Raw genomic sequence first — 20,801 nt, forward strand, 5'->3', positions numbered from 1 at the left:
CAATTCTTGTGAAATTGGGTTTGAACCTCTGGCATCAATGACGCCATCGCCATCACCTTCGAAATTGACACGAAAGGGACTTCAATGAAAATTCTCAGCGCCAATGTGATCGTATGTTGCCCAGGGCGCAACTTTGTCACCTTGAAAATCACCACCGACGAGGGAGTGACCGGCCTGGGAGACGCCACTTTGAACGGCCGTGAACTCGCAGTTGCTGCTTACCTGCAAGATCACGTTTGCCCGGCGCTGATTGGCCGTGATCCGCAAAACATCGAGGATATCTGGCAATACCTGTACAAAGGTGCGTACTGGCGCCGCGGTCCGGTCACCATGTCGGCGATCGGCGCCGTCGACATGGCCTTGTGGGACATCAAAGGCAAGCTGGCCAACATGCCGGTTTACCAGCTTCTCGGTGGTGCATCGCGCGAGCACGTGATGGTCTACAGCCATGCCACCGGGCGCGATATTGCCGAAACACTGGACGCGTTTGCCCAATACCAGGAAAAGGGGTTCAAGGCGATCCGTGCGCAGTGTGGTGTGCCGGGCATGAAGTCCGTCTACGGGGTGTCCAAAGGCGGTGCTTACGAGCCTGCCACCAAAGGCTGGCCGCAGGAGCAGGTCTGGTCCACCGAGAAGTACCTCGATTTTGTCCCCAGCCTGTTTGAGGCCATCCGCAACCAGTTCGGTTTTGACACGCATTTGCTGCACGACGTGCACCACCGCCTGACCCCCATTGAAGCGGCCCGCCTGGGCAAATCGGTGGAGGACTACCGCCTGTTCTGGCTGGAAGACCCAACCCCGGCCGAGAACCAGGAAGCCTTTCGCCTGATTCGCCAGCATACCGTCACGCCGATCGCAGTTGGCGAGGTGTTCAATACCATCTGGGATTGCAAGCAGTTGATTGAAGAGCAGTTGATCGATTACATCCGCATGACGATCACCCACTCCGGCGGCATTACCCATATGCGCCGTATCGCCGACTTTGCCGCCCTATACCAGGTGCGCACCGGCAGCCATGGACCGTCTGACCTGTCACCCGTGTGCATGGGTGCCGCGCTGCACTTTGATTTGTGGGCGCCGAACTTCGGCATGCAGGAGTACATGGGTTACCACGAGCAGACCATGGAGGTTTTCCAGTGCGGCTGGAGCTTCATGGACGGCTTCATGCACCCCGGTGACAAACCTGGTCTGGGCGTAGAGATCGACGAGGAGCTGGCCAAAAAGTACCCCTACGAGCCAGCCTCACTGCCGGTTGCACGCCTGGAAGACGGCACCTTGTGGAACTGGTAGTCAGGGCAAAACCTGCCAGGTCGGCGCGATGTGAGGCAAGACGCCCGCGTCAGGAGGTTTCAAACAAGTCTGGGAAGTGCGCGGCAATGTCAGGCAAGGAGACAATGATTTCCCGCAGATGGGCTCGGGTGGCCGTTGCAGCGGCGTCTGGATCTCCGGCTTCGATGCCATCCACAATGCGGATGTGCTGCTCGATGATCAGATCGATCGGTGTTGCATCGTCAAGGCTGAGGTAGCGGATCCGGTCCATTTGCGCCTTGATGCCTTCAATCACCCGCCAGGCATGGGCGCGGCGAACCGACAGCGCAAGGGTGCGATGAAACTCTTCGTCCAGCGCCAGAAAGTCTTCATTTCGGCCATGCGCCACCGCTTTTTGTTGCTCTATCAGATCGCGCAGACCTTTGACGGCCTCCGGTGAGGCGGCGCTGGCGGCCTCCTGGGCCACGGCGACCTCGATGGCCTCGCGCACAAAACGCGCGTCAAGCACATCAGCGACCGAAATCTTCACCACAAAGGTGCCGCGCTGCGGCAAGATCGCCACCAGCCGTTCCTCGGCCAGTTTGATGAATGCCTCGCGCACCGGTTGGCGACTGGTGGCGTACTGTTTGGCGATCTCTGACTCTGACAGGGCCTGACCCGGGCGCAGTTCGCCACGGATGATGGCACCGCGCAGATGCCGATGCAGCTGGGTCCCGATAGAGACCGGCTCAATGTGCTGAAAAGCCCGAACGGAATGAAGAGTAGACCGCATGACACCAAGTATCGCACCAGGGTTCTGACGCATGGCGCATCGCGCCCCGCGCGGCGGTCAAATCATCGCGCCATTGATCGAAATCACTTGGCCCGAAATGTAGGCGGCCTGGTCAGATGCCAGGAAAGCGACCAGATCAGCCACCTCGTGGGCCTGACCAACGCGTTGCATGGGCACCAGTTTTTTGACGGTCTCGGCATCAAATGCGCCTTCAATCATGTCAGTGGCAATCAGGCCCGGTGCCACCGCATTGACGGTGATGCCACGGCTGGCCAGCTCCAGCGCCAGCGATTTGCTGGCCGCATGCAGGGCACCCTTGGCAGCCGAATAGTTCACCTGACCGCGGTTGCCGGTGATGGCTGCCACGGATGAAATGCTGATGATGCGCCCCCAGCGCTTGCGGATCATCGGCATCGTCAGCGGTTGGGTCACGTTGAAAAAACCGTTCAGCGACACATCAAGCACCCGGTCCCATTGCGCGCCGTTCATACCGGGGAACACCACATCGTCGTGGATGCCAGCGTTGTTCACCAGGATCTGAATGGCACCCTCACTCAGCAGGGTTTCCAGTGCGGTCAGCGTCGCCAAGCGGTCGGTGACATCAAAAACCACAGATTCGGCGCTCCCGCCCTGTGCAATGATGCGGGCCACCAGCGCCTGCGCCTTGTCCAGCGCCCGGTGGGTGTGCACGATGACATGCTGGCCGTCTGCCGCCAGGCGCTGGCAAATGGCAGCCCCAATGCCGCCGCTTCCGCCCGTGACCAGGGCTCTTTTTTTGTCGTTGCAGGGTGTCATAAAGTCTGCCTGTCAAGCACCACCGAAGCCCGGCCGTCCATCAGGCAGCGGCCCGCGTGGTGCAGCCTAAATTGGTACAACACCAGTCGCTCATCGCCCGACAGACGTTCGGCGCTCACCTGCAGTGGGCCGTCCAGGTCGTCAAGTCGTTGCACCTGCAGGTTCAGGCTGCGCACGCTGGTCAGGTAGCCTTGGCTGGGTGGGCTGCTGGGCCGGGTCAGCAACGCACCATGCACCGCCATCGCCTGCGCAGCGTATTCCACCCCGGACACCGCACCCAGCCGGTCGGCGTTGCGCAAGGGGTGGTCGCGGGCAAAGTGGCTGGCGGTTTCACACACGATGTGTTGCTCACTCCAGGCCAGCACCGTGTCGAGCAGACACATGCGGCCCTGGTGCGGAATGTGCGCCGCAATCCATTGCCGGTCTAACACGTTTGTAGGTCCAACTTGAGTTGCATCGGAGCCAGATAGTCAAGCACCACACCACCTGTTTGACCCAAAGCCAGCCGCTGCAACAGCGGCAGGGCGCGCAAGGCCGGTATCTGCAGGCGCAAGGTTTCCAGTGCGGCATCGTCCATGACATCGGCGGCGAGCGTGCTGGTCGTCAGCGTGACGCGGGCGAGAGACGATGCGTTGCGCTGCGGACTCAGCAGCAGCGCCACACCGCCACAGTCCGGCGTGTTGCGTTTGGCGTGCAGCGGTTGAGGGTATTCGCTGTCGTAGGCGACCAGCAGCACCGGCTGGCCGTCGCACACCACCTGGGTCAGCGCATCCAGCAGTCCGGCGCCAAAACTGGCATCAAAAGCCGCGATCACCTGGCAGGGTGCCATGCTGTGGGTGGCGATACCCCAGTAGCCGGCGGCGGCGTTGTGCACTGAATTGTGAAAACGGGTGGGCGAAATCTGTCGGTCGTCACTGGCGAGTTGCTCGCACAAGGCATGGCAGTTGTGGCCATCGGCTCCAGACGAGGCAAACACCGTGGCCAGACTGGCGGCATCAGCACCGGCGTGCTCCACCGCTTGCAAGCCCACGCCCAGACACAGTTTGATCACGCGGCTGGCGCGTCGGCGCTCGGCCGTTGGCAGCACCGCAGGCGCTGGCAGCACGCTGGCGGCTGCGGCATAGTCCTGCTCGCCGCGCAACACCGCGCGCGCGCTGGGCCAATCGGGCAGACCGGGGGCGATCAGGCCGATGCCGTCGATCCATGCCTGCGGAGCGCGGGTCGCCGTGGCTGCGCTCATGGGCTGACTCCCAAAATCAGGCTGCAGTTGCTGCCGCCAAAACCAAACGAATTGCTCAGCGCCGTTCGCAATTGCGCCGGTGCACTTTGGTGTTGATAGCGGATGGCCATCGCGGGGTCGAGCACCTGGGTTCCCGGGCTGCCGGGCAAAAGGCTCTCTTGGAGCGCCAGTGCGCAGACCAAGGCTTCAACTGCTCCCGAGGCACCCAGCGTGTGGCCGGTAGCCCCCTTTGTCGAGTTGCATGGCACGCGTTCGCCAAAGAGAGCTGCCACGGCCTGGCCCTCGGCCGCATCATTGGCTGGTGTGGCAGTGCCGTGCAGGTTGATGTAGTCGATGTCTGCCTCAGCCAGCCCAGCGCTGCGCAAGGCGGCCGCCATGGCCAGTTGCGCGCCCAGCCCTTGCGGGTGTGGAGCCGACATATGGTACGCATCGCTTGATTCACCCACGCCCAGCAGCAGCACCGACGCGGGGGCGGGCGTGTCAGCCCGCTCCAGCAGTGCAAAGGCAGCCGCCTCACCGATCGAGATACCGTCACGCGCGGTGTCATAGGGCCGACACGGTTGCGACGAAGTCAATTGCAGCGAGGCAAAGCCGTACAGGGTGGTCAGACACAGCGAGTCCACCCCGCCCACAATTGCCGCGTCGATGTGGCCCAGCGCGATCTGACGCGCCGCTGCGGCAAACACCTTGGCGCTGGATGAGCAGGCGGTGGACAGCGTCATTGCCATGCCCGTGAGGCCGAAATAGTCGCGGGTGAATTCGGTCAGCGAAAACGCGTTGTGGGTGCTGCGGTAGTTGAAGCTGTCGGGCAAGGCGCCATTGGCCGGGTCGCGTGCGCGGTAAGCCAGCTCGGTTTGAAAAATCCCGGCTGTGCTGGTGCCCAGAAAAACCCCGACGCGATCGCGACCGTGATGCGCCACGGCTTCACGCACCCGCTGCGCAAAGCCATCGGTTTCCAGCCCCATTTGGGTCAGCCGGTTGTTGCGGCAGTCGTAGTGGCGCAGCGGTTCAGGCAACACCTGTGCGTCCACCCCGGTCACTTCACCGACCCAGGTGGGGAGTTCCACCGATTCGAAACGGCAGGGTGTCAGACCCGAGCGCCCACTGCGCAGGGCGTCGCGGGTCGCCTCCAGCCCCCGGCCCAGGCAGGTGGTCAAGGTGGTGGCGGATAGCAGCAAAGGTGGCACAGGCGAACTCGAGTGATAAAGATCAGGATCTTAGTCGCTCGCCAAGGCGGACTACATCGCGCCCAGCTTCAACGGTAACGGTTATCTCACTCGCTTTGAGAGCTACTGTCCAAAAAATATCTTCTGCATCGTGAGCGTTGCGCTCTCCGACTCAAGTATTGCGCTGCATGAAATGCCAGCGGCGTCCGCGATCGCTGTGTTGCTGACTCCGGTTCGAGTTGCCCTGAGTGTGGCGTTCTCACTAAAAGTGAAGTCATAACTGACATTGCAGGCTCGATGAAACCTGGTGCCCTTGATTTTTGCCGTTGACCCTGTCAAAGACCCGCTAAGCAAGTCAAACAAATCCAGTTGCGGTACGACCAGAGCTCCACCGGAAGCGGCCCTAAAACTAATGCTTGTGTTGTCATTGAAATAGTTTGTCGCAATCATGTCCATACTATCCTGGTGCAAAGACAAATAATTGCCATCAGTCCAGGCATAGATCCCGTCATAAACACCTGTCGCAGCCACTGGTGGCGACACGGGCGCGCCAAAAGCGATCCTTTGCATGGTGCGTGTGGGGCTCTCGTTGGCAACCATTGCGCTGCACGAAATACCTGCCGCGTTTGCCATCGTGGTGTTGCTCACGCTGGTTCTGGTTGCGGTGATTGTGGCATTGGCACCAAAGACAAAGTCATAACTCACGTTGCAAGCCCTGTGAAACATGGTGCCGCTGATCTTTGCCGTTGTCCCAGTGACGGTCCCAGCAAGAAGATCAAACAGATCGAGCTGTGGAATGGATAAAGTGCCGCCAGTGGTTGCCGTAAAGCTAAAAGCTCCGTTGTCATTGAAATAGATGGTCGCAATCACCTTCGAGGCATCCTGGTGCAGCGACAAATAGTTGCCATCGGACCACAAGTAGATTCCGTCATATAGACCCACTGCAGAACCGGTTGACACGCTCACAGTCGCGCTTGCAACACTGCTCTTGCCGCCGCCATTGACACCTTGCACGGTGTAAGTGGTGTTGCTTGAGGGCATCACCGTACAGGTGGACGATGTTGTTCCAGCACAGGTGCCACCTGTCCATGTGTAGCTTGCTGCAATCGGGTTGCAATTGGCGGTGAGGGTTGAACTTGCGCCCGCGTTGATCAGTGCCGGATTGGCGCTCAGCGTACAAACAGGAGCGTTCGATGTATCGCCGTTCACTTCGTCGGCGCCAATGTCGTTGGCACCAACGCGCGGCTGCCGGTCGATGTCCTGCGCTACTTGCGCCAGCGTTTCACCTTTGTCTATGGCCGGGCTGCCGGGCAGCAAGTGGCCATCGGTCGTGACGCTGATCGCGCCGGTCAGGCTGCGGGCATCCACCATGTTCTGGGCGCGCCACTGCTCCAGCGTGCCACCATCGGCCAGCGTGCTGCCGGGACGATTGTCTGCAAAGTTGCAGGCACCAAGTGCGTTGTAAAACCAGTTGCTGTCCATGCCTGCACTGCCTTCGAGACCGTACAAGCCCGCAGCAGTGATCTCATTGGCCCATCGGATGCGCGCGCAGTCGCCACCGTTTTGAATAATCAGGTTGTTGCGGATGATGGGGTTGATATTGGCGGGCCGCCCGGCAGAAGGTTCAAAGTCCTGCAAGGTGACACCAAAGTAAATGGCGGCGTGCCCGGCCGATGCTGTGTTCACTACGGTGTTGTTCGCCACCACCGCGTCTTTGGCGGCGTACAGGCCAATGCCAGCGTAACCGGTGTCGCGCACCACGTTGTTGATCACGGTGCCGCGAATGCTCTCGTAGTAGCGGGGGTTCAGCACGGTGTCAAAGTAGTCCGGACTGGTGTCAAAGCCTACCATGATGCCACCCAGACCGGTGCGCTCAATACGGTTGCGTTGAACGGTGACATCCTGCGCCCCACCTTTGAAGTACAAACCGGTGGTGGCAATGTCGTGGATGTAGTTGTCTTCCACCAGCATGCGGCTGCCATTCACGTTGTCGATGCCTTCTGCGTTTTTGTCGTCCAGTGGCGTGCCTTCGGGGTAAATGCGGCCCGTGTTGTAAATTTCGCAGCGGCGGATGGTGATGCCATCACTCTTGGGCGTGATCTTGATCGCATCGCGCCCGGTGTCGTGAATCTTGCAGTCTTCCAGAATAATGTTGGACGCTCCCAAGCCCTGCCGGTTGTCCCGCGAGTCCCAGTCGGTCTGCATGAACACACCGTACAAGTTCCCACCCGTTATCTCAAGTCTGGAAAGGCTGCTGCCGGAAGCTGAGGGGTCAATCTGCACGCAAACACCGTCTTGCAGCGTAATGGGGCAGGAGATGACCGCCCATTCCCCTTCAAAAGAACGCAGCGTGAGCGGCACTCGCAGGCGCACCTCGTTCTCGTTGAACACGTTGTTTCCAACTGGCCCTCGCAAGGTGACGGTGTCGCCCGATCTCACCAGGCCGCGCGCCGGGTCAAGCAAAAAGCCCAAGCTCTTAAAGGGTGTTGCCACGCTCCCATTGCCCGCAACATCACTACCCAGCGGTGACACAAACCACTCGGTGGCATGGGCCGAAAAGCAACTCGTGGCAAACAAGGCTGAGGCACAGACTGCGCGCCTGATTTTGAAGCAGTTCATTCAAAATTCCTCAATTGAAAATGAATAAGGCGGCAAACGACAGATATCAGGCAGGCATCTCAATCACACGGGAACAAGCATCACACCATGCAGCGCTCTGCGTTCCAGGTCGATACCCTCGATTCGCTGCTTCACCTGCCGAACTTGGCAGATCGACCACACAAAGTCCTGAATTGGCGAGCGATATCCGGTGTGACAGATCTGCCTTGAGCAGCGTTCATCATCACCAAAAAGAACGAATTGATGCGGATCTTGCCATGGAATGGGATCTGATGCTCACACTGCAAACTTGCTTCTCGAACTCGGCAGATTGAATTCAGCGGTGGTCGTCATCAGGATCACAAACCATTCGACCCAATGTCCGCTTCAGTCCCCAATGGACTTGAAGTGGACCTCGGATTCAAGTCAAGTACTCAAGAGGGTCTGGAATCCAGAAAATGGCTGAATCATGAGCGAAACGAAGAAACGCAAAATTCAGACGCCAGAGTACAAAGCCAAGGTCGTTGGATCTCAGATTACAGGCGTTTGACGCCTGACACATAGCCGATCAGGACGCCATCAGCATACAACGCGCCTTCGGGGGCGCCAGCCTCGGCGTAGAACTCCAGTTCTCGCTCCACCATGGCCCGTGGCCGCGGATTTGGAACGGCAGCGAGTCTGCGGGCAATTCTGGTCAGAACCAGGCCGGCGGCCCGCAAAACTGCGGCCATCAGTAGGCGGGCCCGATATCCCATTTCGGGTGCAACAGGGGCATAACTCCAATACAAGTTCTTTATCATGATAATTTCTCCTTGCCCACTGTGCGTTGAGTTGTCAACTTCGTGGGCGCACTGGGTCTGTGTAGATTTCAGTCATTCGTTTCACGGGAATTCGCCGGGATACAGATGTGCGCTCAGCGGCGTCAGTCGAATCACTTAAGCGGACTCGGCTGACGTCGCCCCTGGCGGTGCGACATCGTTGACGCATTTCAGGCTGCGGACAACATGGATGCGTTGTGGGTTGATGGGTGATCCTGGTTCGCCAGAAATCTGTGAGGAGATCCGACAAACTTGCCCTAATGATAAACAAAATATTATCTTGAGCAAGCAATTGTTGCTCAAGTGCGCCAGCGCTACTTCTTTTGTTTCAAAGGCGCAACACTGGCTTGTGTCTTGCGCCACAGTGCGAAAGCCTCGTCAGCCGCCGACGGGGTTTGGGGCGTATTGGGCGGGGAACTGCTTGCTGAGCGTGTGCTCGCTGGAGCGGGCGTCAATGCTTCACCGAGTAAGTCAAGCAGGCGAGTGCGCGCACGCTGCGGGTGGCGTCGGTAGTAGGTGAGGACCAGTCCGACGATAAAGCGTTCGTCATCATCTTGCGGACCTGGACTGTCATTGCCCGTAGCGGGCAGGTGGCCGTCAGGGTCGGCGGGGGTGAGTTGGGTGGCATGGACCTGATCCATCCAGCCATGGGGTTTTTGGCACAGTTGCTCAAACTGCCGTGCCAGTCGCTCGCCGATCTGCCGTGATCGACTCTTGATTTGACTCCAGTAACTCGGCTGAACCTGAACCCGCAGTGCAAACCGGCCTTCCAATCCCCGCAACGTTGCCGCGTCTGGGTGCTTCACCGTGTTGTGGACGAACTCATCAAACAGCGCCAAAGCGTTCTGGAAACGTATTTGGGCAAGATCCGGCGTACTGTTCATAGCGCTGATGATAAACCGAGCTTATCCAAAGCGAATGCCGGATCAAGTGTCAGCAACCATCAATGACCTCAGCGCAGCACCACGTGGTAACCAGGGACAGCAGTGCGGTGTGTTTGAGCGGCGTGTTGTGCCTGGGTGTAAACCCGGCAAGGCAGCAAGGGCATCGACTGATGTGCCGTAATCTCGAGTCCATCGCGGCCTACCCGGTTGCAAGTCTGAACTGTAGAAGGAGTTGCCATAAATGTCGTGGTGAGGGAAGACCCGCGCAATGCAGATACCCATGACCTATGAACACGATCGCATGGCCCTCAAGCCCAACCCAAACCACAAAGGTGCACACGAGAATGCCCATTGACCCACCTGCTTTGATGACCAGACCGCCCGGCGTCAGCTCAATCGTGCCCAGTGGCCGCCTCAGCCGCTTGATGCGCATGGGGCAAATGGCCTCTGGTGTGGCGGGAAACATGCTGCTGGCGGGTGCCCGGGAGTTGGCGCAAGGCAAACGCCCCAAAATCAGCGACCTGCTGCTGACCCCCGCCAACGCCCTCAAGATTACCCAGCAACTGGCACAGATGCGGGGCGCGGCGATGAAGGTCGGGCAACTGATCTCGATGGACGCCGGCGACCTGCTGCCGCCCGAGATGGCTGCCATTCTGGCGCGCCTGCGCTCGGATGCCCATGCCATGCCACCCCGTCAGGTCCATGCCGTGCTGACGGCCAACTGGGGTGGCAAATGGCAGCAGCGGTTCGAGCCCTTTTCGTTCACCCCCATCGCCGCCGCCTCCATTGGCCAGGTGCACCGTGCCAAAACGCTGGATGGGCGCGACCTGGCCATCAAGATCCAGTATCCCGGAGTGCGAAAAAGCATCAGCAGCGACGTCAACAACGTGGCTACGCTGTTGCGACTGTCTGGCTTGCTGCCCAGCACACTTGACATTGCGCCACTGTTGCTGGAGGCCAAACGCCAACTGCGCCAAGAGGCCGATTACCAGGCCGAGGGCGCTCACTTGCAGCGCTTTGCCGACCTGCTGGCCGATTCACCCGAGTTTGTGGTGCCGCAGTTACACGTCGACCTGACCACCACGCATGTGTTGGCCATGTCGTTTGTGGGGGGTGTGCCCATTGAGTCGATGACCGAGGCGCCGCAGGCCGAGCGCGACCGCATCGTGCGGCTGTTGGTACGCCTGTTGTTCAGGGAGTTGTTTGAGTTTGGCCTGATGCAAACCGACCCCAACTTTGCCAACTATCGCTATGACCCGCTCACGGGTCAATTAATCTTGTTGGACTTCGGCGCCACCCGGGCATTTGCCCCCGCCTTTGGCGCGGCCTATCGCCAACTGATGGTCGCAGCCCTGGCCGGGGACCGCGCGGCCATGAAGCAGGCTGCCATGGAGATTGGCTATTTTGACGAGGACGTCCTGCCCACGCATCAGACGGCGGTACTGGACATGATGCAGATGGCGCTGGAGCCACTGCGTCAGGCGGGTGAGTTCAACTTTGGCCACACCGACCTGGTGCAACGCCTGCGCGAAGCAGGGGTGGCGCTGGGCCTGGAGCGCGACTTCTGGCACATTCCGCCCATTGATACGCTGTTTTTGCATCGCAAGCTGGGCGGCTTGTACCTGTTGGCAGCCCGCCTCAAAGCGCGTGTCAATGTGTGTCAGTTGACACAACCATTTCTGGCGGCACCGGCGCGCAGCAAGGCCATACCATGAGTCTGGCGGCGAATACCGGTCTGAACGCAGACCTCTCCTTGCGTTGTGTCGTAGCCAGCACGGCATTGCCTTGGCAGGCTTCAGCTTGCGCCCAGATTCAGCGCAGACTGCTGGAGGGTGAGGGTGGTGAAGTCGCGCGGTCTACGTCGCTTGTTCGGTATGCAGCTGGAGCCCGTTTTGATGTGCACCTGCACGAGCTGGGGGAAGAAATCCTTGTGCTCGAAGGCACCTTGAGCGACGAGGCCGGTCAGTACGGTCCGGGCACTTACCTCAAGAACCCGCCCGACTCGCGTCACGCCCCCTGGTGCGAGGCGGGCTGCCTGTTGTTTGTGAAGCTAGGCTACCTGGACCCTGCCGACACCGAGTGCTGCGTGGTGGACACCCGTCGCGCGACGTGGTTTCAGGGTTTGGTGGCGGGGTTGACCGTGTTGCCGCTATCCGAATTTGGCACCCAGCACACGGCCATGGTGCGCTGGGCGCCGGGCACTTTCTTCAATCCGCACCGGCACTACGGCGGTGAAGAAATATTGGTGCTTGAAGGCGTGTTCTCCGACGAGCACGGCAGCTACCCCGCAGGCAGCTGGCTGCGCAGCCCTCACCTCAGTCAACACCAACCGTTCAGCCGGGAGGGCTGCGTGATTCTGGTAAAAACCGGGCATCTCCCAGCTGCGCCCCCATTCGTTGACATAGCGCCGGGCGCTGCGATGCCAACCTGAATGTGAGCCGCGAAACAAGCACAAAGTTGGCGCCCATGGGTTTTCAGCACTGCTTTCTGCACACCAGCATCACATTGGCAAACGGCTTGCCTTCGTTCATCGCCTCGCTCTGCACGTCAAACCCGATTTCGCCCAGCAGCCGTTTCCAGTCAGCCAGGCTGCGGCAATACAGACGCGGCAAGCGGTGTCCGCGAAAAAAGGTCACCACATGGTCCACCCAGTTGGACACATGAAACGGCAGTCCCGCGCTGGCGTCGCCAATGCGCGTCAGAAACAGGCCACCTGGGGGCAGGGCGGCGTGAATGCGCTGCAGCACACGCTGCTGTTGCTCATGGTCAAAATAATGCAGCGCATCCAGAATGGTGATGACATCGGGCTGGCCAAAGTCGGCCCGGTTCATGTCACCTTGCTCAATGTGCACCAGCGGGTGCTTCGCACCAAAGGCCAGCGCGGCGCGATCCACATCGTTTTGCATCAGCTCCACGCCACGCAGGCTCAAGGGTTGCGGTGGCGCCGGCCAATCAGCGGGCCACTGACCTTGCTGGTAAAGCTGGCGCGCTGCCAGCAGCCAGGCAAACAGGCTGCCCTGGCCACAGCCCAGGTCCAGAAAATGCCCTTGCGCCGGCAAGATGCCGCGCCTGAGCAGCTCGCGAAAAATGCAGTCACCCCCGAGCTTGCCGCGTGCGTAGTGGTAGGCAAAACGGCCACTGGACCGAAAGGGCTGACTGGCCTGGTCAAGCAGGGTGGGCATGAAGCGGGTCGTCATGTCAAGGCATCCTTCAGGGTCACGGGCTGCAGGCCGTGCCGGGCCATTGTCTGCAGCAACAGGGGCAGGGTGGCCAGGATCACCGGCTGGTTCTGCGGCGTGCGGGCAGCGTGGCCGTCGTGCATCAGCAAAATGTCGCCCGCCGCAAGGCGACGGGTCAGGCGCTGTAGCACCACTTGCGCACGTCCTTCGCGGGTGTCATAGGCGCGGCGTGTCCAACTGGCCAGGTTCAGGTCAAGTTGTGCCAGCACTGGCTCCAGAAACGGGTTGCGCAGTCCGGCGGTGGGTCGAAAAAACAGGGGTGCCTGGCCGGTGATGTCGCTCAGCGTGTTTTGCGCTGTCGATATGTCGCGCCGCATGCGCGCCGGACCATACAGCGAAAAGGCGTTGGAATGCGCATCGCCATGGTTTTCTATCCGGTGGCCTCGCGCCACGATCTCCCGGCATAGCCCCGGGTGTTGCCTGGCGCGCCAGCCGATGCAAAAGAAACTGGCTTTGGCACCGGCACCGTCCAGCAGATCAAGCACACGCGGGGTCACCTCGGGGTCGGGCCCGTCGTCCAGGGTGAGTGCCACCTGTTGTCGGGCGACCGCTGCGGCGGGCAAACGGCTGATGTTCGGACCGAGCCAGTGCGCACGCGGCAGCAATCCTGCCAAGGTCAGTGCGGCATGATTGCTCACCAGTGCCCCCAGGGCCCACGGCCACAGGCCAGGCACGGCCAGCGTGCCCAGAGCCGCCATCGCATGCACGGCAGCCGAAACTTTCAGCAAGGCAGGGGTGACCGGGCGGCGTGTCATGAACGACGGGCAAAGAAACCCAGGTCCAGAAATTGCGCCCACAGCCGCTGCCACACTGGCCAGTCGTGCGCACCGGGCAACTGGCAGTGGTGGGCTGAGGGTAAACGTGCAGCCAGCAAGGCCATGCCATCGGCAAACCGGTCATGCGCGCCGTAACCCATGAAGACCGGGATCTGGATGTCAGGTTGCTTGAGCCATTGCCATAGGCGGAACTCCGGGTCTTGCCACTGCGCGGGGCTGGCTTGCCAGGCATCGATGCCGCCGGCGCGCCGGATCGCGTTGGTGGTCAGGCGGCTGCCTGCATACGGCGCAATCAAGCACAGACCGTCCACCAGTGCGGCGTGCTCGGCCAGGCAGGACAAGGCCAGTTGCCCGCCCCGCGAAATACCGCCCAACCACACCTGCCGGTAGTGCGCACGCGCCGGCAACAGAAGGCCAACTGCCAGCGCGTGCAGTGCGGCGCGGTTGCAGCCCTCCAGGGCGTGCAGATCAGGTGCGATCAGGTCAAGTGGCAACCCACGCTGCTGCACCGCCGCCAATATGCCGGCCTGCTCCATGTGCTGCGGTGTCATCAGCGCGCCGGGCAACATCACCAGCAAAGTGTCGGCCCCGCCACGGTGTACCGCGCTGGTGGCCACGAGGGTTTCATCGATAAATGAACAAAAATGGCGTCTAGCGCTTTCTGTAATTGCGCTTGCAGCTATCATTATTGATTCACCTGGATTGTGCCGGATACACCAGCACTGCCGCCAGGAACAGGGCCAGCAGCGCACCCGGCCCGACCGTGACACCGATGGCCTGCAGCACCGGAACACTCGACAGGGCCAGGGTGCCAAAGCCGATCGCCGTGGTCAGTGTGGCGACTGCCATCGACATCAGCGTGGCCGCGTCCAGCGGCTCACCGCCAGCAGGTCGGTCAAAGAACAAGGCATAGTTGGAGCCCACCGCCACAATCAGCAGCATGCCCACCAGGTGCAGCAGGTGCAGGCGCGTGCCAGACAGGTGCAGCAACGCGATCACGCCCATCACCGTCAACACCAGCGTCAGCAGCACCCGCAGCAGACGCTGCGGTGAGCGCAGCGTCAGCGCCAGCAACAGCACAATCGCCACAAAACCGGCCAGCGACAGTTGCACCGCCTCATCCATATAGCCGCTGTAGAGCGCCTCAAACTCGGCCTTCAAATCGACAAACAACGCGCCACTTCCGGCCAACGCGGCCCGCAGTTTTTCTGGCGGAATGGCAGCATCGGGCGCACCCGGGGCGGGGCGCAAAGGCATCATCACGGTCCAGCCGCCTGATGCCACCGGCATCAGCATCGAGTCCACCGCCAGCGCCAGCGCGCTGCCGCTCAGATCGGCCCGGCGCATCACACCGGCGCTGCGGGCGGCCTGCACGTCAGCCACAAACGGGGCGAGTTTGTCGGCACCCAGTGGTGACTCGGCCAGCGCGCTGCGCAGTCGCACCTGCAAGACATCCGGCGCTGGCAGGCTGGCCAGACGCTGCTGTTGCTGCACGGCACTGGGCAGGAAACGCGCCGGGCTGTCGTAGCCGCCAATCACCGCTTGCGCCACCAGCCGATCGAGTTGCGCGCCAACCCGTTCGGCGGCCTGCAAGGCGCTTTCCTGGTCTGGTGCGTGAATGGTGACCAGGTAGCGCGCATCGGGTGCGGCCAGGTCGGCCCGCATGCGTGAGTCGGCGTTGGCCTCGTCCTGGCTGACGGTGGACAGCGCCGACAGGTTCGCATCCCACAAATTGGCACGCTGCAGCCATAGGTAGCCCCCTGCCAGCAGCGCCAGCAGCGCCACCCCGGCTCGCAGGCGATGCGCTTTGCCCAACTGCGCCAGCGCACGGTGCACCCAGGGTGCCGGCGCTGGCACACTGAAATGCGTGCCTGCCAGCGTGGGCAACACAAACCGGGTCACCAGGGCCGCTGTCACAACCCCGGACAAGGCGTACAAACCTAGTTGCGACAAGCCCGGAAAGCCTGAAAACAGCAGCGCCCCAAAACCCAGCGCCGAGGTCAGCACCCCCAGGCGCACCGTCGGCCAGAACACCCGGCGCCAGTTGTCCAGCCCGATGCGCCCGGACTGCACAAAGAAGTAGATGGCGTAATCCACCGCCTCGCCGATCAGTGCCGAGCCAAACCCCACGGTGATGCCAAACACCGTGCCATGCACCAGACTCACCACGGCCACCCCGGCCAGCGCACCGCTGAGCATGGGCAGCAGCCCCAGAGCCAGCAGCCGTGGCGAGCGATACACCCACAGCAACACCCCCACGATGCCCGCCATGCTGATGAGAAACAGACGCGACACCTCGGTCTTGATGGTTTCGCGTGCCTGCACTGCGAACTTGCCCGGGCCCGAGACCTGCAGTGTCATGCCGCGGCGCCCCTGTTGCGAAAGCACCTCGTCAAAAGCCTGCTGCACGCCTGCAATCGCTGCGCCCTGGCCATCGGTGTCGGCACCCAGCGCGCGGGTTTGTGCCAGCAGCATGGCCCGCTCGCCGTTTCGCGAAGCCCAGACACCGGCGCGCGTTTCAGGCTGGGCACCGGGGTTGAACTGGGTCACCACCTCCAGCAGTTCCCCGGTCGGGTCGCGCGCCAGATAGGGCTTGAACATCAGCCCCAGTGGCGAGGACAGCAAGTCAATGGTGTTGGCGACGGCGGCCTGCAGGCCGGCTTCGGTAAAGCGTTCCGCCGACACCGTCGGACTGAGCTGATAGCGGTAGCGCAGCAGCAGGTCACGCTCGCCTTCGAGTCCACCAGCCTCGCCGTTCTGCACCGACACATAGGCCGGATCGCGGGCCAGGCGTTGGCGCAACGCCCGCGATACCGCAGCGCGCTGCACGGCATCGGCGCCATCGATGGACAACATCAGCAAGCGCGAGACCGTACCGTCTTGCAACTGGCCGACCAGGGCGCGCTGCTCGGCGCTGGGTTTGGATGGCAGGAAAAACGACATGTCGGCGGAAAACCGGCTGTTCCAGACCACCGCTGCACCAGCCAGCATACACAGCAGCCAAAGCAGAAACACCCGCAGCTTCGCAGACTTCATGGGCTGTCGATCGGCTCAATGGCGATCTCGGAGCGGTCGCCATCGACTTGCAGGTACTCGATGTGGCGCACCTGGCTGTTGCTGCCGCTGACCGTGATGCGTTGCAGCAGCGCCGAGATGGCGGGCGCACTGGGCATCAGGGTCAGCACCCATTGCCTGCTATCGCCCTGCAGTTGAAGCGCATAGTTTTGCTCCAGCACCTGCCGGTTGCCCGCCAGGGTGCTGCGGATGCTGTCGACAAAAGCCTGGGCTTCAGGGCGGCTGCTCAAATGGATCGACATCCGGCGCTTGTCGCGCTCCAGGCTGAGCTGGTCTTTGTCAAGCACCATGGTTTCCGGTTTGGGCAACAAGGTGCGCTTTTCGAGCCGGTCGGGCGGACTGTAGAGCATTTCGCCGCTGGACTGTACCGGTTTGTCGAGCAGCGCGATGTGGCGCTTTTCGACAAAGCGCGCGCGGCCCCCCTTGTTTTTAGCCAGTTCACCCATGAGCTGATCCAGATCGAAGGCCGCCCACGCGTTGCCTGCCAACCCCAGCGTCACCATCATGGCCATACAGCAGCATCGGATCATTTTTTTTGCCAAAAATCGAAGAAATTAAACCAGTTGTAGGGTGCCAGCCGACACAGCCGGGTCAGGCTGTCAGCATAACGCTGCACGGCAGTCTGAATCGCGGCATCACGCTGGCGGCGTTCGATCTCTGAGAAATCGGCCAGCAATTCAAAATGCAACTGGTAGCGGTTGCCGCCCAGATACAGCCCGGCCATCAGGAACACAGGGCGTTTGAGCATCGCCGCCATGCGCCAGGGGCCGAGCGGAAAGTCGGCACTGTGCCCCAGAAAATCAGCCGCCAGCGTGGTGTCGCCGCCCAGGGATCGGTCCGCCAGCATGCCCACCAGGTATCCGGCGTCGAGCTTGTCGCGCACTTGCAGCATCGAGTCGAGCTGTCCCAGCGCAATGATGTCTTGCATGGCGCGCGGGTTAATGGCAGCCAGCGTGGCATTGAGCTTGCGCGCGTTCTGCTCGTACATCAGCATCGCGACACGCAGACCCTGCTGGTCCCGGCCGATGGCGCGCAGGGCTTCAAAACTGCCCAGGTGCGCGCCCACCAGCAAGGCCCCGGGCTGTCGTTGCAAGGCCGCCTGCAGCGCCTGCGCCCCCCGCACCTCGATGTCAAACACATCGAAACGGTCGTTGAGCAGATAGACCCGGTCGTGGATGGTGCTGGCGAAGCTCAACACATGGCGATAACCATCGCGCCAGCCGGCGTGCCGACCCAGCGCACGCGTCAGGTAGGCGCGACTGGCGCGCCGTGCCATGGGTGCAAACAGCACAAAGTAGGCGGTGATACCGTGCAGCACCAGCCGGCCCAGGCGACGGCCAAAAGTCAGCGAGATCCAGACCATCAGACGCAACACCAGCGCATGGCTGCGTTCCTGCTGCTGCATCCAGTCGGGACGAGGATCGGGTTTCATGGCAACGGTGGCAACACGCTGCCAGTGGCCATGGTGCGACCGGCACAACTCACCGTGAACGCCAGCGCGCCGCGAGCGCCATCCCGAAAGGAAAACACCAGCGCATCGCCCGGGCCGCACGGACTCAGGAACTTGGCCTGCGTGATCTGCCAGCCCGGTTCAGGCTGTCCCAGATGTTGCTGGGCAAACAGCAGGGCCTGGTCCAGCAGCAGGACGCCAGGCAGGATGGGATGCCCCGGAAAATGTCCGGCAAATGCAGGGTGCTCCGGTGGCACCTGCCAGGTGAACACGGCCTCAGCCATGCGTGTGTTGCTGGTAAAGCGCCTGTAGTGCGCTGCGTGGCAGCTTGCCGGTACTGTTGCGTGGCAGGGCATCGAGCTGGACCAGCGGGCGTGGCAAAAAAATGGGATCGATGCGATGGCGCAACGCCGCCAGCAGTGCAGCGCGCGGCAGGCCCGGTGCCACCACAAAAGCGCTCAGTCGGGTGACGGCCTCTGTCGCCTGGGCATCCGGCAGAAAAAACGCACCGTCCTGCACACCCTCGATGGCGCACAACTGGTGGTTCAGGTAACCCAGCGAAGTTCTTTTGCCCGCAATGTTGACCAGATCTGCATGGCGGCCGTGCAACAGAAAGTAGCCATCGGGCCGTAACTCGATCAGGTCTGACAACGGCACCCGTCCCTCGACGTGGCCGCCCTGCGCGTAGCTGGTGTCGCTCGCCTGTGTCAGTTGCACTCCGGGCAGCAAACGCCAGGCGGCTCCGTCTGTGGTGCGCCGGCAGGCCAGTTGCGACGATTCGGTGGAGCCATAGATCTCATGCACCGGTGCGCCACTGCGTTGCTCCACCTGCGCGGCCAGCTCGGTACTCAACGGCGCAGTGGCGGACAGGCAGCGTTGCAGCGTCGGCCACGCCAGACCCGAGCCCAGCAGCGCCGACAGGTGGTAGGGGGTGGTGACCAGCATGCGCGGTTGCGGTACCGCCTGCAGAGCCTCGACAACATCCTGCGGGTAAAACGGCTTGCCGCTCCAAAAGCTGCAACCCCCGTGCAGCGCCATTAAAAAGGTGGACTCAAAACCGTAGCTGTGCTGTGCCGGCACCGTGCCGACCAGCACCGGCGGGTGCTTGCCCAAGCCCAGCCCAAGCGCCTCGGCCTGGCCGTTTTGCACCAGTTTGCCCCAGGTCTTGCCGTGTGGCTGGGGCAGACCGGTGGAGCCCGAGGTGAACAAGATCGCCACCACCCGGTCGGCGGCAATGGCTGGCATGTCGTTCACCGGCGGGCGCGCCAGCCGGTTGAGCTCAGGGAACGCCATGCGGGCCAAGCCCGGCAGATCAAAGCTGCCATCGGTCACGCAAAAAGCCCCAGCATAGTCCTGCGCCAGGCGCAGCAGCGTTTCAGGTGACTGCGACGCCGGCTGCAGACTGGTCTTGCCAGACAGCAGGCAAGCGGCAAACAGCACGGCAAAGTGGTAGCGGTCTTCGCACAGGTTCAGCACCCAGTTGCCAGCGGGCAGCTCAGCCGCCACCGCCTGCGCGTCCGCCAGGTACTCCCCCACCGTGACCGGCCCTGCGGGGCGCCAGGCCAACGTATCGCCCAGTGTGCGCTCACTCACCAGCGGCAGCAGGCTCATGCACCGTGCTCCGGTGGCTGCTGCGCCGAGTTACCCAAAGCTGCGCGCTGGCGGTAGGCCCGGATCACGTCGGCCAGACCCGGGCGTTCGTGTGGCGGCAAGACACGCTGGCGCACCAGATGCTCGGCCAGAAACATCCCGGCGATCAGGGGTCCGGTCAGCAAGTTGGCGTGTACCGACCAGACGGCCGGTGTGGCCCAAAAAAACAGACCGGTAGAAACCAGCGCGTTGCCCAGGAAGAACAACGTCCAGGCCCAGGTGACTTGCCGCGTGTACCGGAGTTTGCGCGCGGACAGGGTATGGCCAAAGATGTATCGGGCCATGCGGGTGATCAGCGGCTCGCCCGGCTGGCGCAGGGTGCGCCCAAACAGCACGGCCAGCGCCAGATGGGTGCCCAGGTGTTGCAGGTAATACAAAAGCGCGACGTTCTGTCGCAATTGGGGCCACAAGGCCAGCACCGCAGCCAGTGCCAGCAGCAGACCCGCCAGGCGAACGGCGCGCTGCTTGACCTGCCACAACAGCACCGCCCAGGCCAGCAGCAGCGGGGTAGTGGCAATGGCTGCGTTCACATCGGCACTGCCGACGCCGGCACTGCCCAGGTGGGCCGACACGGTCCAGGCCAGCAGCAGTGCGCCAGCCGCCGCGCCGCGCCATGCCTGCGACCAGCTCAGGCTCATTGGGTGCGCTGGCTGGCAATGTGTTGGGTCAGTGCGCGCAGCGACGCGTAGATCTGCGCATTGTGCTCGTTGTCTGAGCGCAGCTGGAAGCCATAGCGTTTGGAGATCACCAGCGAAATTTCAAGCATGTCAATGGAGTCCAGCCCCAGGCCCTCGCCGTACAGCGGGTCATCGGGCAAGACCTCACTGGCCTGAACCTCCAGGTTCAGCGCTTCTATGATCAACTCGGCGACCTCATTCATGAGGGTATCCAGGGCAACAGAGGGAACGTCAGACATTTGAGATTATTTTCATGGTTGGACAGTGCGGCAGGCTGTGTCTACCCTGTCAGGAGCGCACTGCAAAAAGGCGTGGTGGCCGACTTTTACCCCCAAAAAATTATACGCTGGCACAATCGCGCAACCCCTATTTCAGGCGCCGCGACCGCGCCG

21 protein-coding genes are annotated in these 20,801 nt (G+C 61.9%); 3 read left to right on the plus strand and 18 right to left on the minus strand.

What is annotated here, in order from left to right:
* Positions 1-84: 84 nt before the first annotated feature.
* Positions 85-1,290, plus strand: a complete 1,206-nt coding sequence (gene manD, locus KBF66_RS06990; RefSeq protein ID WP_296654474.1) for a D-mannonate dehydratase ManD — start codon at positions 85-87, stop codon at positions 1,288-1,290.
* A 49-nt stretch (positions 1,291-1,339) separates the two neighbouring features.
* Here the strand turns inward: manD and KBF66_RS06995 are convergent, their stop codons facing one another.
* The 8 genes from KBF66_RS06995 to KBF66_RS07030 form a co-directional block, all read right to left on the minus strand.
* Positions 1,340-2,041, minus strand: a complete 702-nt coding sequence (locus tag KBF66_RS06995) for a GntR family transcriptional regulator (protein ID WP_296654476.1) — start codon at positions 2,039-2,041, stop codon at positions 1,340-1,342.
* Between the two features lie 57 nt (positions 2,042-2,098).
* Positions 2,099-2,836, minus strand: a complete 738-nt coding sequence (gene fabG, locus KBF66_RS07000) for a 3-oxoacyl-ACP reductase FabG (protein ID WP_296654478.1) — start codon at positions 2,834-2,836, stop codon at positions 2,099-2,101.
* On the minus strand, positions 2,833-3,267 hold the full coding sequence (locus KBF66_RS07005; protein WP_296654481.1) for a hydroxymyristoyl-ACP dehydratase: 435 nt from the start codon (positions 3,265-3,267) through the stop codon (positions 2,833-2,835). Before KBF66_RS07005 ends, fabG begins: the two co-directional genes overlap by 4 nt.
* Complete coding sequence (locus KBF66_RS07010; RefSeq protein ID WP_296654484.1) at positions 3,261-4,076, minus strand: beta-ketoacyl synthase chain length factor; 816 nt, start codon at positions 4,074-4,076, stop codon at positions 3,261-3,263. The genes KBF66_RS07005 and KBF66_RS07010 overlap by 7 nt, the downstream gene beginning before the upstream one ends.
* Entirely contained in the window at positions 4,073-5,263 is a 1,191-nt protein-coding gene (locus tag KBF66_RS07015; protein ID WP_296654486.1) for a beta-ketoacyl-[acyl-carrier-protein] synthase family protein, read from the minus strand. The genes KBF66_RS07010 and KBF66_RS07015 overlap by 4 nt, the downstream gene beginning before the upstream one ends.
* Positions 5,264-5,365: 102 nt before the next feature.
* Positions 5,366-7,861 (minus strand): right-handed parallel beta-helix repeat-containing protein, encoded by a 2,496-nt coding sequence (locus tag KBF66_RS07020; protein WP_296654488.1) that lies wholly within the window; start codon positions 7,859-7,861, stop codon positions 5,366-5,368.
* A gap of 515 nt (positions 7,862-8,376) precedes the next feature.
* Positions 8,377-8,640 (minus strand): hypothetical protein, encoded by a 264-nt coding sequence (locus KBF66_RS07025; protein ID WP_296654490.1) that lies wholly within the window; start codon positions 8,638-8,640, stop codon positions 8,377-8,379.
* A gap of 332 nt (positions 8,641-8,972) precedes the next feature.
* Positions 8,973-9,542, minus strand: a complete 570-nt coding sequence (locus tag KBF66_RS07030; RefSeq protein WP_296654492.1) for a hypothetical protein — start codon at positions 9,540-9,542, stop codon at positions 8,973-8,975.
* A gap of 368 nt (positions 9,543-9,910) precedes the next feature.
* Here KBF66_RS07030 and KBF66_RS07035 point away from each other — a divergent pair, with 368 nt between their 5' ends.
* On the plus strand, positions 9,911-11,257 hold the full coding sequence (locus KBF66_RS07035) for an AarF/ABC1/UbiB kinase family protein (protein ID WP_296654494.1): 1,347 nt from the start codon (positions 9,911-9,913) through the stop codon (positions 11,255-11,257).
* Positions 11,254-11,973, plus strand: a complete 720-nt coding sequence (locus tag KBF66_RS07040) for a cupin domain-containing protein (protein ID WP_296654496.1) — start codon at positions 11,254-11,256, stop codon at positions 11,971-11,973. The genes KBF66_RS07035 and KBF66_RS07040 overlap by 4 nt, the downstream gene beginning before the upstream one ends.
* A 43-nt stretch (positions 11,974-12,016) precedes the next feature.
* Here KBF66_RS07040 and KBF66_RS07045 read toward each other — a convergent pair whose 3' ends face one another.
* The 10 genes from KBF66_RS07045 to KBF66_RS07085 form a co-directional block, all read right to left on the minus strand.
* Positions 12,017-12,739: a class I SAM-dependent methyltransferase gene (locus KBF66_RS07045; protein ID WP_296654498.1), complete on the minus strand. Its 723-nt coding sequence runs from the start codon at positions 12,737-12,739 to the stop codon at positions 12,017-12,019.
* Positions 12,736-13,536 (minus strand): polysaccharide deacetylase family protein, encoded by an 801-nt coding sequence (locus KBF66_RS07050; protein ID WP_296654500.1) that lies wholly within the window; start codon positions 13,534-13,536, stop codon positions 12,736-12,738. Before KBF66_RS07050 ends, KBF66_RS07045 begins: the two co-directional genes overlap by 4 nt.
* Positions 13,533-14,174 carry an alpha/beta hydrolase gene (locus KBF66_RS07055; protein WP_296654501.1) on the minus strand — a complete coding sequence of 214 codons (642 nt, stop codon included), beginning with the start codon at positions 14,172-14,174 and terminating at the stop codon, positions 13,533-13,535. The genes KBF66_RS07050 and KBF66_RS07055 overlap by 4 nt, the downstream gene beginning before the upstream one ends.
* A 76-nt stretch (positions 14,175-14,250) precedes the next feature.
* Entirely contained in the window at positions 14,251-16,593 is a 2,343-nt protein-coding gene (locus tag KBF66_RS07060; protein ID WP_296654503.1) for an MMPL family transporter, read from the minus strand.
* Entirely contained in the window at positions 16,590-17,144 is a 555-nt protein-coding gene (locus KBF66_RS07065; protein ID WP_296654504.1) for a LolA-related protein, read from the minus strand. Before KBF66_RS07065 ends, KBF66_RS07060 begins: the two co-directional genes overlap by 4 nt.
* A gap of 14 nt (positions 17,145-17,158) precedes the next feature.
* A complete protein-coding gene (locus KBF66_RS07070) occupies positions 17,159-18,064 on the minus strand; it encodes an acyl-CoA synthetase (protein ID WP_296654506.1) in 906 nt (301 codons plus the stop codon).
* A complete protein-coding gene (locus KBF66_RS19610) occupies positions 18,061-18,366 on the minus strand; it encodes a hypothetical protein (protein ID WP_365732528.1) in 306 nt (101 codons plus the stop codon). Before KBF66_RS19610 ends, KBF66_RS07070 begins: the two co-directional genes overlap by 4 nt.
* Positions 18,359-19,693: an AMP-binding protein gene (locus KBF66_RS07075; RefSeq protein ID WP_365732529.1), complete on the minus strand. Its 1,335-nt coding sequence runs from the start codon at positions 19,691-19,693 to the stop codon at positions 18,359-18,361. The genes KBF66_RS19610 and KBF66_RS07075 overlap by 8 nt, the downstream gene beginning before the upstream one ends.
* Entirely contained in the window at positions 19,690-20,370 is a 681-nt protein-coding gene (locus KBF66_RS07080; protein ID WP_296654507.1) for a hypothetical protein, read from the minus strand. Before KBF66_RS07080 ends, KBF66_RS07075 begins: the two co-directional genes overlap by 4 nt.
* Positions 20,367-20,648: a phosphopantetheine-binding protein gene (locus tag KBF66_RS07085; RefSeq protein WP_296654509.1), complete on the minus strand. Its 282-nt coding sequence runs from the start codon at positions 20,646-20,648 to the stop codon at positions 20,367-20,369. Before KBF66_RS07085 ends, KBF66_RS07080 begins: the two co-directional genes overlap by 4 nt.
* Between the last annotated feature and the right edge of the window lie 153 nt (positions 20,649-20,801).

Origin of the sequence: Rhodoferax sp. (genome assembly GCF_018063565.1) — a bacterium.
GTDB lineage: Bacteria > Pseudomonadota > Gammaproteobacteria > Burkholderiales > Burkholderiaceae_C > Rhodoferax.